The sequence below is a fragment of the Sphingomonas sp. BL-S-05 genome (genome assembly GCF_055521695.1).
Genome location: NZ_CM145499.1, coordinates 2864547 through 2876962, shown reverse-complemented (window position 1 = coordinate 2876962; position 12416 = coordinate 2864547). Strand labels below are relative to the sequence as shown.

13 protein-coding genes and 1 riboswitch are annotated in these 12416 nt (G+C 70.0%); of the genes, 11 read left to right on the top strand and 2 right to left on the bottom strand.

Annotation, left to right across the window (positions count from 1 at the left end):
• Positions 1–58 precede the first annotated feature (58 nt).
• Positions 59–568: a bifunctional adenosylcobinamide kinase/adenosylcobinamide-phosphate guanylyltransferase gene (gene cobU, locus ACZ1JS_RS13355; RefSeq protein WP_465166485.1), complete on the bottom strand. Its 510-nt coding sequence runs from the start codon at positions 566–568 to the stop codon at positions 59–61.
• A gap of 25 nt (positions 569–593) precedes the next feature.
• Positions 594–794, top strand: a riboswitch (cobalamin riboswitch).
• A 135-nt stretch (positions 795–929) separates the two neighbouring features.
• On the opposite strand from cobU, the gene ACZ1JS_RS13350 reads away from it, so the two are divergent.
• Genes ACZ1JS_RS13350 through ACZ1JS_RS13300 form a run of 11 tightly spaced genes read left to right on the top strand, consistent with a single transcriptional unit; the run spans position 930 to position 11574 of the window.
• On the top strand, positions 930–2858 hold the full coding sequence (locus ACZ1JS_RS13350; protein ID WP_465166484.1) for a TonB-dependent receptor plug domain-containing protein: 1929 nt from the start codon (positions 930–932) through the stop codon (positions 2856–2858).
• Positions 2858–3817 (top strand): aminotransferase class I/II-fold pyridoxal phosphate-dependent enzyme, encoded by a 960-nt coding sequence (locus tag ACZ1JS_RS13345; protein ID WP_465166483.1) that lies wholly within the window; start codon positions 2858–2860, stop codon positions 3815–3817. The genes ACZ1JS_RS13350 and ACZ1JS_RS13345 overlap by 1 nt, the downstream gene beginning before the upstream one ends.
• Positions 3814–4425, top strand: a complete 612-nt coding sequence (gene cobO / locus ACZ1JS_RS13340) for a cob(I)yrinic acid a,c-diamide adenosyltransferase (protein WP_465166482.1) — start codon at positions 3814–3816, stop codon at positions 4423–4425. Before ACZ1JS_RS13345 ends, cobO begins: the two co-directional genes overlap by 4 nt.
• Positions 4422–5228 (top strand): ABC transporter substrate-binding protein, encoded by an 807-nt coding sequence (locus ACZ1JS_RS13335; RefSeq protein WP_465166481.1) that lies wholly within the window; start codon positions 4422–4424, stop codon positions 5226–5228. The genes cobO and ACZ1JS_RS13335 overlap by 4 nt, the downstream gene beginning before the upstream one ends.
• Positions 5225–6187 (top strand): FecCD family ABC transporter permease, encoded by a 963-nt coding sequence (locus ACZ1JS_RS13330; protein ID WP_465166480.1) that lies wholly within the window; start codon positions 5225–5227, stop codon positions 6185–6187. The genes ACZ1JS_RS13335 and ACZ1JS_RS13330 overlap by 4 nt, the downstream gene beginning before the upstream one ends.
• Positions 6184–6954: an ABC transporter ATP-binding protein gene (locus tag ACZ1JS_RS13325; RefSeq protein WP_465166479.1), complete on the top strand. Its 771-nt coding sequence runs from the start codon at positions 6184–6186 to the stop codon at positions 6952–6954. The genes ACZ1JS_RS13330 and ACZ1JS_RS13325 overlap by 4 nt, the downstream gene beginning before the upstream one ends.
• On the top strand, positions 6954–7823 hold the full coding sequence (cbiB, locus tag ACZ1JS_RS13320; protein ID WP_465168695.1) for an adenosylcobinamide-phosphate synthase CbiB: 870 nt from the start codon (positions 6954–6956) through the stop codon (positions 7821–7823). The genes ACZ1JS_RS13325 and cbiB overlap by 1 nt, the downstream gene beginning before the upstream one ends.
• Complete coding sequence (locus tag ACZ1JS_RS13315; protein WP_465166478.1) at positions 7811–9268, top strand: cobyric acid synthase; 1458 nt, start codon at positions 7811–7813, stop codon at positions 9266–9268. The genes cbiB and ACZ1JS_RS13315 overlap by 13 nt, the downstream gene beginning before the upstream one ends.
• Entirely contained in the window at positions 9265–10269 is a 1005-nt protein-coding gene (gene cobT / locus ACZ1JS_RS13310; protein ID WP_465166477.1) for a nicotinate-nucleotide--dimethylbenzimidazole phosphoribosyltransferase, read from the top strand. Before ACZ1JS_RS13315 ends, cobT begins: the two co-directional genes overlap by 4 nt.
• Positions 10259–11032 carry an adenosylcobinamide-GDP ribazoletransferase gene (locus ACZ1JS_RS13305; RefSeq protein ID WP_465166476.1) on the top strand — a complete coding sequence of 258 codons (774 nt, stop codon included), beginning with the start codon at positions 10259–10261 and terminating at the stop codon, positions 11030–11032. The genes cobT and ACZ1JS_RS13305 overlap by 11 nt, the downstream gene beginning before the upstream one ends.
• Positions 11029–11574 carry a histidine phosphatase family protein gene (locus ACZ1JS_RS13300; protein ID WP_465166475.1) on the top strand — a complete coding sequence of 182 codons (546 nt, stop codon included), beginning with the start codon at positions 11029–11031 and terminating at the stop codon, positions 11572–11574. The genes ACZ1JS_RS13305 and ACZ1JS_RS13300 overlap by 4 nt, the downstream gene beginning before the upstream one ends.
• On the opposite strand, the gene ACZ1JS_RS13295 is transcribed toward ACZ1JS_RS13300, so the two are convergent.
• Positions 11559–12401 (bottom strand): glycoside hydrolase family 16 protein, encoded by an 843-nt coding sequence (locus ACZ1JS_RS13295; protein WP_465166474.1) that lies wholly within the window; start codon positions 12399–12401, stop codon positions 11559–11561. The two genes, ACZ1JS_RS13300 and ACZ1JS_RS13295, sit on opposite strands and share 16 nt — an antisense overlap.
• Between the last annotated feature and the right edge of the window lie 15 nt (positions 12402–12416).

Genomic DNA, 12416 nt, shown 5'->3' with positions numbered 1-12416 from the left:
CAGGCGCGCGCTTGTGGACGGAGATCCCAGCCTGCGCTGGGATGACGCCAAACTGCGGTCATGGCTCGAACCGCTCCAGCGGCAGCACCATGCCCGCCACGACGAACCAGCAGCGATCGACCTTCGCCGCCACCGCCTGGTTCAACCGCCCCGCGGCATCGCGAAACCGCCGGCCAAGCGGATGGTCGGGGACGATGCCCATGCCGACTTCGTTGCTGACCAGCAGCACAGGGTGCCGCGCCCGGCCGATCGCGGCGAGCAGGTCGGCGGTATGGCGGTCGATATCATGGTCGCCAAGCATCAGGTTCGACAGCCATAGCGTCAGGCAATCGACCAGCACCGGCCCCGTCGCCGCATCGATCGCCGCCGCCAGATCGACCGGGCATTCGACCGTATGCCAGCCGGGGCCGCGATCGGCGCGGTGGCGGGCGATGCGGTCGGTCATCTCCGCGTCCCACGCTTCCGCCGTCGCCAGATAGGTCCAGGGTCCGGCCAGCGCCTCGCACGCCTGCTGCGCCAGCCGGCTCTTGCCCGAACGCGCCCCGCCCAGGAACAAACTCGTCGCCATCTTGTCCTGTGCCCCGATGCGCTCTAAGGGCGCGGATGCGACAGGTTCCCAGAAATGGGATGAAAAGGGAACCCGGAAGCGCGTCGCGAACGCGTCATCCGGGGCTGCCCCCGCAACTGTGACCGGCGAGCCTTGCTCCCCCGCGTGCCACTGGACATCCGTCCGGGAAGGCCGGGCAAGGCGACGACCCGGGAGCCAGGAGACCTGCCCGTCGCGGTTGTCCTTCGCGCGGACGGGGTGTGCCGGGTGATCGAGGGTTTCCTCGCGTGACGACGTCGTTGGGGTCGTGTGTGCGCGGGGGACAGCTGTCTGCCGCTCCTGTCGCGTGCGCCCCCGGATTGCATCTAGGGGGATTACCCGAATGAAGACCCGTTTCCTGTTGCTGCCCTGCCTGTTGGCGGCAACCCCGAGCTTCGCGCAGAGCGCGCAGTCGTCGGCCGGCCTCGAACGCGTGGCGCAGGGCGATGACGAGATCGTCGTCACCGCCAATCGCGAGGCGCGGCCGGTCGATACCGTCGGGCAGGCGGTGACCGTGCTCGACCTCGCCACCATCGAACAGCGGCAGGCAGTGGTCGTGTCCGACCTGCTGCGCCAGACGCCAGGCGTCACCGTCACCCGCAATGGCGGCATCGGCACGACGACTAGCGTCAACATCCGCGGCGCCGACAGCGACCAGACCGTGGCGCTGATCGATGGCGTCAAGCTGAACGATCCGTCGTCGCCGGGCGGCGGGTTCAATTTCGGCAACCTGCTGGTCGGCAATATCGCCCGTATCGAAGTGTTGCGTGGCGCGCAGTCGGTGCTGTGGGGCAGCCAGGCGATCGGCGGCGTCGTCAACCTCATCACCCGCCAGCCGACCGACGACCTGTCGATCAACGTGCGCGGCGAAGGCGGTTCGTTCGGCACCGGACAGGGGTTCGCCAATATCTCGGGCAAGGCCGGACCGGTTTCGGCCAGCATCGGCGGCGGGTTCCTGACCACCGACGGCATTTCGGCCTATGCGCCAGGGCGTGAGGCCGACGGTTATCGCAACTACGGCGCGAACGGCAGCGTATCGGTGGCGCTGGCCGACAGCGTGTCGGTCGACGTGCGCGGCTTCTATTCGAACGGGCGGACCGAGATTGACGGGTTTCCGGCACCGACCTTTTCCTTCGGCGATACGCGTGAAGTTGGCGATGCCGAGCAATGGACCGGCTATACCGGGCTGAACGCCGCGCTGTTCGACGGGCGGTTCCGCAACCGCATCGGCTATGCCCATACGTCGAGCAACCGCACCAACACCGATCCCGATAGCATCCCGACCGAGACCTTCCGGGGCAAGGGGCGCAACGATCGCTTCGACTATCAGGGGTCGTTCGACGTGACCGATGCCGTGTTCGCGACCTTCGGCGTCGAACGCGAAGTGTCGCGCTTCACCTCTTCCAGCTATGGCGGCACACCCACCACCGGTCGCGCGCGGCTGTTCGGGGTCTATGGCCAGTTGGCGGTGACGCCGATCGCGAACCTGACGCTGACCGGCGGGGTGCGGCACGACGACCATAATGTCTTCGGCGGGGCGACCGTGTTTGCGGGCAGCGGCGTATGGTCGCCGAACCGGGGCAACACGCTGCTGCGCGCCAGCTATTCCGAAGGGTTCAAGGCGCCGACCCTGTACCAGTTGCAGAGCGAATATGGGAATGCGCTGCTGACCCCCGAACGTTCGCAGGGCTGGGACGCGGGCATCACCCAGCGCGGGCTCGACGGCGCGGTCGAGGCGAGCGCGACATGGTTCGACCGGACGTCGAAGGATCTGATCGCGTTCATCTCCTGCCCGCCGGCGGGTACCGGCATCTGTGCCGGACGGCCGTTCGGCACCTATGACAATATCGCCCGTGCCGAGGCGAAGGGGCTGGAATTCGTGCTGAAGCTGCGTCCGGTGGAGGCGTTCACCGTCGCCGCCGCCTATACGTGGCTGGATGCCGAGAACCGCTCGGCCGGCACCGCCAATTTCGGGCGCAAGCTGGCGCGGCGTCCTGCCGACAGCCTGACGGTAAATGCCGATTATCGCTGGGGCTTCGGGCTGGGCGTCGGCGCGACCGTCACCATGATCGGCGACAGTTTCGACAATGCGTCGAATACGCGGCGGCTGGACGGCTATGTCCTGACCGATCTGCGTGCGTCGTTCCCGGTTACCGAGCGGATCGAAGTCTATGGCCGCGTCGAAAATCTGTTCGACGAACGCTATCAGACGATCTTCCAATATGGGACGCCGGGGCGCGCCGCCTATGGTGGCGTAAGGCTCAGCTACTGATGACCGACCTCGCCGAATTCTGGGCGCATGGCGGGCGGGTGACCGCCGCCGCGCGCGTGTTCGGCGGGGAGGACTGGATCGACCTGTCGACCGGCATTGCGCCATGGGTGTATCCGCATGGCGCGATCGATCCCGGCCATGATCGCCTGCCCGAACCGGGCGAACTGGCGGTACTGGAAGCGGCGGCGGCGCAGGCATTCGGCGTCGCCGATCCGGCGCGGGTGGTGGCGGTGCCCGGGACCGACCTGGCGCTGCGGCTGCTGGCGGTGATCCTGAATGTCGAGCGGCCGGCGGTGGTGTGGCCGGGCTATGCCGGTCATGTCGCCGCATGGCCCGATGCGCGCCCCGTCGCGGCGCTCGCCGATCCGGGCGATGCCGACCTGCTGGTGCTGGCCAGTCCCGCCAATCCCGATGGCCTCGTCACGCCGCCCGAGCATCTGCTGGCGCTGATGCGGCAGCGGATCGTGATGGTCGACGAAGCCTATGCCGATCCCGCACCCGGCCTGGGTGCGCAGGCGTCCGACCGGCTGATCGTGCTGCGATCCTTCGGCAAATTCCATGGGCTGCCCGGATTGCGGCTGGGCTTCGTGATCGCGGGCGGCGGAGTGACGGCAGCGCTGCGGCGGTTGCTCGGCGACTGGCCGGTGTCGAGCGCGGCGGTGCGGATCGGGGCGGCGGCCTATGCCGATCGCGACTTTGCCATGGGTCAGGCCGGGCGCATCGAGACGGTCGGCGCACTGCTCGACAATGCGCTGGCGGGGTGGCCGATGGTCGGCCATGCGCCGCTGTTCCGGCTGATCGAGACCGGCGATGCGCATGCGCTGTTCCGTCACCTGTGCAACCATGCCATCCTGACCCGGCCGTTCGCCGACCGGCGCGACCGGTTGCGGATCGGCCTGCCGCCCGATGGCGCGGCGCTTTCCCGCCTGACCACCGCCCTATCGGAGTATGACCGATGACCGAGACCCCCGACGACTATGCGAAGCACAATGCGCGGATGCAGCGCATGGCGGTGGCGCGCGAAAAGATGCAGGCGCGCCGCACGCTCGAACGCGGGCTGCTGATCGTCCATACCGGCAATGGCAAGGGCAAGTCGTCGAGCGCGTTCGGCATGGCGATCCGCAGCATCGGCTGGGGGATGAAGGTCGCGATCCTGCAATATGTGAAGGGCAAGTGGGAGACGGGCGAGCGCAACTTTTTCGACGCGCATCCCGACCTCGCCAGCTTCGAGGTGATGGGCGAGGGCTTCACCTGGGAAACGCAGGACCGCGCCCAGGACATCGCCGCCGCGCGTGCCGCGTGGGAGCGCTCGAAGGAAATGATCCTCGATCCCGCGATCGACTTCGTGATTCTGGACGAACTCAACATCGTGCTGCGCGACGACACGCTGCCGATCGCCGAGATCGTCGATTTCCTCAAAGACCGTCCGCTGACCAAGCATATCTGCATCACCGGTCGCAACGCGAAGCCCGAATTGCTGGAGATCGCCGACCTGATCACCGAGTTCGGCGAGGTCAAGCATCCCTATCATGCCGGGTTCAAGGCGCAGAAGGGCGTCGAATATTGATCCGCCTCTTCGCCCTGTTGCTGGTGGCGCCGGCACTGGTATCGGCCGCGCCGCGTGCGCCCCGCATCGTGTCGATCAACCCGTGCGTCGATGCGGTGCTGGCCCGCGTCGCCGATCCGGCGCAGATTATCGGCATCAGCCATTATTCGCAGGATGTGCGGGCGACCTCGGTGCCGCTGGCGTGGTCGAACCGGTTCAAGGCGACGTCGGGCACGGCGGAGGAAGTGGCGGCGCTGCGCCCCGATATCGTGCTGGCGGGGCCACATGTCGAACCCGCGACGATCGCCGCGCTGAAGCGGCTGCGGATCAGGCTGGTGCAATATCCGGTCGCGGAATCGGTGCCGGAAAGCATCGCGCAGGTCCGCGAGATCGCCGCCGCCACCGGCCATGCCGCGCGGGGCGAGGCACTGGCCGCGCGCATCGCGATGGCCGCGGCACCATCGTCGGCGCGACCGGTCAGCGCGCTGGTGTGGCAGGGGAACGGGCTGGTGCCGGGTAGCGGCACGCTGACCGACGACCTGCTCAAACGCGCGGGCTTTCGCAACATGAGCGCGACATATGGCCTGAAGCAATGGGACGTCCTCCCCCTCGAATATCTGGTCGCCGATCCGCCGCGCGTGCTGCTCTCGACCGCGCCGGCAGGGGTGCAGGACGACCGCATGACCGGCCATCCGGCGGTGCGGCGGCTGGGGAAGCATATTACCGTCGCCGCATACCCCACGCGGCTGATGAATTGCGGCGGACCGACGATCGTTGCGGCGATGGCGCGGTTGCGGCAGGTGCGTGCGCAGGTGGCGTCGTGAAGCGGTTGACGCTGGGGCTGATCGTCCTGCTGCTGCTGGCCGCCTGTCTGTCGGTCGCGGCGGGGAAGGTGTGGGTGCCGCTCGATGCATGGACCGCCGCCGATCCGCGTTCGATCATCATCGTCGAACTGCGCCTGCCGCGTACCGTGCTGGCGCTGCTGGTGGGGAGCGCGCTCGGCCTGTCGGGCGCGGTGATGCAGGGCTATCTGCGCAATCCGCTGGCCGATCCGGGGCTGTTCGGCGTGTCGTCGGGCGCGGCGTTCGGCGCGGTGATCGCGCTGTATTTCGGCTATGCCGTACAGATGTGGCTGTTGCCCGGTTTCGCATTGGTCGGGGCGGGGGTGACGATGGCGTTGCTGGCGCTGATCGCGGGCCGTTCGGGCAGCCTGATCCTGTTCACACTCGGCGGCATGATCCTGACCAGCATCACCGGATCGCTGACCGCGCTCGCGATCAGCCTTGCCCCGACGCCGTTCGTGTCGTCGCAGATCGTGACGTGGCTGATGGGCGCGCTGACCGATCGCAGCTGGGACGATGTGCTGGTCGCCGCACCGCTGATCGTCGCGGGGATGGTGGTGCTGGCGATGACCGCGCGGTCGCTCGACGCGCTGACGCTGGGCGAGGCGGCGGCGCGGTCGATGGGGGTCGATCCGGCGCGGCTGCAGCGGCTGGTGATCGCGGGCATCGCGCTGACGGTCGGGGCGTCGGTGGCGTCGGCAGGGATCATCGGCTTCGTCGGGCTGATCGTGCCGCACATGGTCCGGCCCTTTGCCGGCAACCGGCCCTCGGCGATCCTGCTGCCCTCTGCGCTGGCCGGCGCGGTGCTGCTGACCCTTGCCGACAGCCTCGTACGCCTTGCCCCGACCGTTAGCGAGTTGCGGCTGGGCATCGCCATGTCGATGCTGGGCGGGCCGTTCTTCCTCTATCTGCTGATCGCGATGCGGCGGAGGCTGGCATGACCGACCTGACTGCCGATGCGATCGGCCTGACGCTGGGCGGCAAGCGCGTGCTGAATGACGTGTCCTTCGCGTTTCGACCCGGGCGGGTGACCGCGCTGCTAGGGGCGAATGGCGCGGGCAAGTCGAGCCTGCTCGCCTGTCTCGCGGCGCTGCGCCGACCCGATAGCGGTGCAGCGCGGCTGGGCGGCGAGGATGTGCAGGCGATCGACCGGCGCGCTCGGGCGCGGGCGATCGGGTTGTTGCCGCAATCGGCGGATGTGCATTGGGATATCGATGTTCAAACGCTGGTCGGGCTGGGGCGGTTCGCGCATCGCGGTCGGTGGGGCGAGACGCAGGCCGATCGCGATGCGGTCGCGGCGGCGCTGGCCGCGACCGACATGACCGCGCTGGCCGACCGGGGCGTCAAGCGGCTGTCGGGGGGCGAGCGGGGCCGGGCGCTGCTGGCGCGGGTGCTGGCGGGAGAGCCCGACTGGCTGCTGGCCGACGAACCGCTCGCCAGCCTCGACCCCGCCCACCAGCTGGACGTGCTGGCGCGGTTGCGCGGCGTGGCGGCGGGCGGGCGCGGCGTGGTGCTGGTGCTGCACGACCTGCATCTGGCGGCGCGGGTCGCGGACGATGCGGTGCTGCTGAAGGACGGGCGGATCGTGGCGAGCGGCGAGGCGGATGCGGTACTGACCGCGCCGGCCATCGCCGAAGCCTATGGCATCGAGGTCGAGATCGGCCGGACGCCGCAGGGCCATCGCTATATCCTGCCGGTCGCGCGGTGATCGCACTCGCCGCGCTGATCGTCGAGGCGGCGGTCGGTTACCCGCGCCGCTGGTGGCATCCGGTGATGGGCGTCGGCGCGCTGATCGACGGGTTCGAGCGGCGCTGGAACCGGCGGCGTCGGTTGGAGGGGGTGGCGCTGGTCGTGCTGCTGGTCGCGCTGTCGGTCGTGCTCGGCGTCGCGATCGAGCGGCTGGGGACGATCGTCACCGTGGCGGTGGCGACCACAGGGCTGGCGCAACGCAGCCTGTACGATCATGTCGCGGCGGTCGCGCGGCCATTGGCGGCGGGCGATCCGGGCGCGGCACGACAGGCGGTGGCGATGATCGTCGGGCGCGATACCGACCGGCTGGACGAGGCGGGCGTAGCGACGGCGGCGATCGAAAGCCTGGCGGAGAGTTTCTGCGACGGGGTGGTCGCGCCCGCGCTGGGGCTGTTGCTGTTCGGGCTGCCGGGACTGTTCGCGGTGAAGGCGATCAACACTGCGGACTCGATGGTCGGGCATCGCACGCCGGACCTGTCGGCGTTCGGCTGGGCGGCGGCGCGGGCCGATGACCTCGTCAATTTCGTACCGGCGCGGATCGCGGGCGTGCTGATCGCACTGGCCGGACAGGGCGGCTGGCAGACGATGCGCCGCGATGCGCCCGCCCATGCCTCGCCCAATGGCGGCTGGCCGGAAGCGGCGATGGCGGGCGCGCTGGGCCGGCGGCTGGGCGGCGCGGTGACCTATGATGCCGAGCCGGCGCACCGCGCGGTTCTCGGCGACGGGCCGCTGCCCGATGCCAACGATCTGCTGCGGGCGCTTCGCATCTGCCGGACGGCCTGCCTGTTGCTGTGGATGCTGGTCGGGATCGTGCCATGGCTGGGGTGATGATTCAGGGGACCGGATCGGACGTCGGCAAGTCGGTGCTGGTCGCCGGGCTGTGCCGCCTGCTGACCAATCGGGGCCTGCGGGTACGTCCGTTCAAGGCGCAGAATATGTCGAACAACGCCGCCGTCTGTGCCGATGGCGGCGAGATCGGCCGGGCGCAGGCGCTGCAGGCGATGGCGTGTCGCGTGCCGCCGACCACGACCATGAACCCGGTGCTGTTGAAGCCGCAGAGTGACCGCACGTCGCAATTGGTCGTCGCCGGGCGGGTGGCGGGCACGATGGCGGCAGGCGATTATCGGCGGCGACGCGAGGAATTGCTCGGCCAGGTCGTCGCCGCCTATCGCCGGCTGTCGGCGGAGGCCGATATCGTCGTGGTCGAGGGTGCGGGATCGCCCGCCGAAATCAACCTGCGCGCGGGCGATATCGCCAATATGGGCTTTGCGCGGGCGGCAGGCGTGCCGGTGGTGCTGGCGGGCGATATCGATCGCGGCGGGGTGATCGCTTCGCTGGTCGGGACGCAGGCGGTGATCGACCCGGCCGATGCGGCGATGATCCGCGGCTTTCTGGTCAACAAATTCCGGGGCGACCCGGCACTGTTCGACGACGGCCGCGCCGAGATCGTGGCACGGACCGGCTGGCGCGATATCGGGCTGGTGCCGTGGCTGCCCGACGCTGCCCGCCTGCCCGCCGAGGATGCGGTGGCGCTGGGGCGGGGCGGCGAGAGCGGCGAGGGGCCGCTGATCGCGGTGCCGATGCTGTCGCGCATCGCCAATTTCGACGATTTCGACGCGCTGGCGCACGATCCCGCGGTCCGGCTGCGGATGATCCCGCCGGGCCAGCCGCTGCCGGGCGATGCCGCGCTGGTGATCCTGCCCGGGACCAAGGCGACGATCGCCGACCTCGCCTTCCTGCGCGAACAGGGTTGGGATATCGACCTTGCCGCACATGTCCGGCGCGGGGGACAAGTGATCGGCATTTGCGGCGGCTATCAGATGCTGGGGACCGGCATCGCCGACCCGGACGGAATCGAGGGGCCGGCGGGGAAGGTCGCCGGTCTTGGCCTGCTGCCGGTCGAGACGGTGATTGCCGGCAACAAGACGACGCGGCTGGCCTCCGGTACATTGGCCGATGGGGCGGCGTTCGCGGGCTATGAGATCCATGCCGGCGTCACGACCGCCGCGCCGGGTACGCTCCCGTTTCTTCGATTTGCCGATGGCTCGCCCGACGGAGCGGTCGCGCGCGACGGGCAGATCGCCGGCTGCTACGTCCACGGCCTGTTCGACGCAGCCACGGCGCGCGCCAGTCTGCTGGCGCGGATCGGCGCGGCGGGCGATCCGCTCGACCGGCGCGAGGCGATCGATGCCGCACTCGACGGGGTGGCGGCTGCGCTCGAAGCGGCGCTCGATATCGACTCATTGCTGGATATTGCCGGGGAGGCACCATGATCGACGACATTCGCGCCCATCTGGACGCGCTGGCCAAGCCGCGCGGGGCGATGGGGCGGCTGGAGGCGCTGGCGACCGAACTGGCACTGACCCAGCGGCGCATCGATGCGCGGACCTCGCCCCGCCGCGCCGTGTTGTTCGCAGCCGATCATGGCTGTGTCGCGGAGGGGGTGTCGGCATGGCCGTCGGCGGTGACGGCGATGATGGTCGCGACGATCCTGTCGGGCCGCGCCACCAGCAACGCGCTGGCCAGCGCCGCTGATTGTCCGCTGCGGCTGGTCGATGTCGGCATGATCGGCGCGCGGGTCGAGGGGCCGGCGTTCTTTCGCGACGCGCGGGTGGCCGATGGCACCGAACCGCTGGGGGTCGGGCCGGCGATGACCGTGGCGCAGTTCGATGCGGCATGGGCGGTCGGGGCCGACGAAGCCATGCGCGCGATCGACGAAGGCGCGGTGCTGCTGATCGCGGGTGAGATGGGGATCGGCAACACCACCCCCGCCGCCTGCCTGACCGCGCTGCTGACCGGGATCGATCCGCCAGCGGCGGTCGGGCGCGGGGCGGGGGCGGACGATCCGGTGCTGGCCGCCAAGCGCGGCGTGGTGGCCGCTGCGACGGCGCGCGCACGGGCGATGGCCGATCCGCGCGAAGCGATCGCGTCGGTCGCCGGCTATGAGATTGCGGCGATGGCGGGTTTCTATGCGACCGGCGCGGCGCGGGGGGTGACGTTGCTGCTCGATGGCTATGTCAGCACCGCCGCCGCGCTGATCGCCGAACGGCTGGTGCCGGGTAGCGTACGGGCGATGATCGCCGGGCATCGTTCGGCCGAACCGGGGCATGGTGCGGCGCTCGCCGCGCTCGGGCTGGCGCCGGTGCTGGAATGGGAGATGCGGTTGGGCGAGGGCAGCGGGGCGCTGACCGCGCTGCCGTTGCTCGACGCGGCGGCGGCGTTGCTCAACGACGTGGTGCGGCTCGACCAGATCGGGGCGGATCGTGCCGATTGAGGTGCCGCGCTGGGCCGCGCCGTTGCTGGCGGTCCAGTTCCTGACGCGGCTGCCGGTGCCGATCCTGAACCGGCTGACGGGTGAACAGGCGGCGGCGGGGCTGGCGCGGGCGATGGCGTGGCTGCCACCGGTCGGCACGCTGATCGGCGCGATGACGGCGGGGGTGTTCGTCGTTGCCGGCTGGCTCTGGCCGCCGCTGGTCGCCGCGATCCTCGCGCTGATCGTCGAGGCGCTGCTGACCGGCGCGTTTCACGAGGACGCCGTCGCCGATTTTTGCGACGCGTTCGGTGGCACGGCCAGCGGTGAGCGCGCGCTGACGATCATGAAGGACAGCCGCATCGGCAGCTATGGCGCGTTGGGGCTGGGGCTGACGGTCGTGCTCCGCATCGCCGCGATCGTTGCACTGCCAGCGCCGGTCGCGGCGGCGGCGATCATCGGTGCGGCGACGGCGGGGCGGCTGTGCGCGGTGACGCTGGCAGCGATCGTCGCGCCGGTGGGGAGCGGCGCGGGGATGGCGGTGCGCGCCGGACGGATGCCGCCGGCGCGGCTGGCGCTGGCGGGGGTGTTGGCGCTGCCGGGCCTGGCGCCGATCCTGTGGCTGCGACCCGGCGTGACCGGTGCGGCGGGTGCGGCGATGCTCCTGTTGCTGTTCTGGCTGCGGCGGTTCCTGCTCGCCCGGATCGGGGGAAGTACCGGCGACTGTCTCGGCTTCGCGGCGGCGATGGGGCAGCTGGCGCTGTTGCTGGCGGTCGCTGCACGGTGAAGCTGTTGTTGCTGCGCCATCCGCCGGTCGCGAAGGCGTGGGAGGGGCGCTGCTATGGCCGGTCCGACATGGGGTTGAGCCGGGCGGGTCAGGCGTTGGCAGCGCGGATCGCCGCCGATCTGGCCGCCACGCCGATCGACGCGATCGTCCATTCGGGTGCGATCCGAACCCGGCGGCTGGCCGAGCATGTCGCGCGCGGCCGCGACGTGCCGGTCGCCACCGATCCCCGCTGGCTCGAACGCGATTTCGGCGCATGGGAGGGCCGGTCGTGGGACGCGATCTGGCGCGAGACGGGCGCAGAGATGGACCGGATGATGACCGAGCCGACCTATCGCCCCGGCGACGGGGAAAGCGGGCGCGACCTTGCCGAGCGGGTGCTGGCGGCATGGCAGGCGCTGCCCGAGCGTCCGTGCGTGCTGGTCGTCGCGCATGGCGGGCCGATCGCGACGCTGCGCGCGCTGCTGGCCGGGCAGCCGGTGACGCGCGCGGTCGACTTCATTCCCGCCTGTGGCGAACTGGTCGTGGTTCAGCGCCGCCAGTAGCGGACATAATCGACCTGCATCGATTGCGGGAACTTGCTGTCGTCGATGCCCATCTTGCCGCCCCAGTCGCCGCCGACCGCGACGTTCAGGATCAGGTTGAACGGCCGGTCGAACGGCCATGCCGCGCGTCCGCCCGGCTGGTCGTTGGCGACGCGCATATAGCCGCGCCCGTCCACGCCGATGGTGATCGCCTGTGGCGTCCAGTCGAGCTGGTAATTATGCCATTGGCCGCACACGTCGGTCATCCGGCGCGCGCCTCCACGCTGCGTGCCCTTCGCATGATTGAAGGCACCGGTATGCAGCGTCGCATGGACCAGATCGGGTTCGTAGCCGACCAGTTCGAGGATATCGATCTCGCCCTCGTCGGGCCATTTGCCGTCGGGCGGCAGCATCCACAGCGCCGGCCAGATGCCGCGTCCGCACGGCAGCTTCGCGCGGATGTCGTAGAAGCCATAGCCCATCGGCTTCGTCGAGACGATCCGGGCGGAGGTATAGTCCTGCCCGCCCGAATCGCTGCCCTTCGGCTTTTCGCGTCGCGCCTCGATCACCAGCGCGCCGTCGGCGATCCGGGCATTGGCGGGGGTGTTGGCGGGGGCGTAATATTGCGCCTCGTTATTGTACCAGCCGTCGCGATTGCGGCTGGTGTCGAAGCGCCAATGGGCCGGATCGATCCGCTTGCCCGCAAACTCGTCGGCGAAGGTCGGGGCACCGGCAGGCGTGACGAGGGCGACGTCGACCGCGTGGTTGCTGGCGCCCAGCATGGGCGCATCCTGGGCCAGGGCGGCGGTGGCGGTTGCCGCCAACAGGGTCGCCAACATCGTGCGCATCGCTCAACCTCCTGT

Excerpts from the sequence above, each read along its gene's own strand:
- cobU (WP_465166485.1), bottom strand. The coding sequence starts at position 568 with ATGGCGACGAGTTTGTTCCTGGGCGGGGCGCGTTCGGGCAAGAGCCGG.
- ACZ1JS_RS13350 (WP_465166484.1), top strand. The coding sequence starts at position 930 with ATGAAGACCCGTTTCCTGTTGCTGCCCTGCCTGTTGGCGGCAACCCCG.
- ACZ1JS_RS13345 (WP_465166483.1), top strand. The coding sequence starts at position 2,858 with ATGACCGACCTCGCCGAATTCTGGGCGCATGGCGGGCGGGTGACCGCC.
- cobO (WP_465166482.1), top strand. The coding sequence starts at position 3,814 with ATGACCGAGACCCCCGACGACTATGCGAAGCACAATGCGCGGATGCAG.
- ACZ1JS_RS13325 (WP_465166479.1), top strand. The coding sequence starts at position 6,184 with ATGACCGACCTGACTGCCGATGCGATCGGCCTGACGCTGGGCGGCAAG.
- ACZ1JS_RS13315 (WP_465166478.1), top strand. The coding sequence starts at position 7,811 with ATGGCTGGGGTGATGATTCAGGGGACCGGATCGGACGTCGGCAAGTCG.
- cobT (WP_465166477.1), top strand. The coding sequence starts at position 9,265 with ATGATCGACGACATTCGCGCCCATCTGGACGCGCTGGCCAAGCCGCGC.
- ACZ1JS_RS13295 (WP_465166474.1), bottom strand. The coding sequence starts at position 12,401 with ATGCGCACGATGTTGGCGACCCTGTTGGCGGCAACCGCCACCGCCGCC.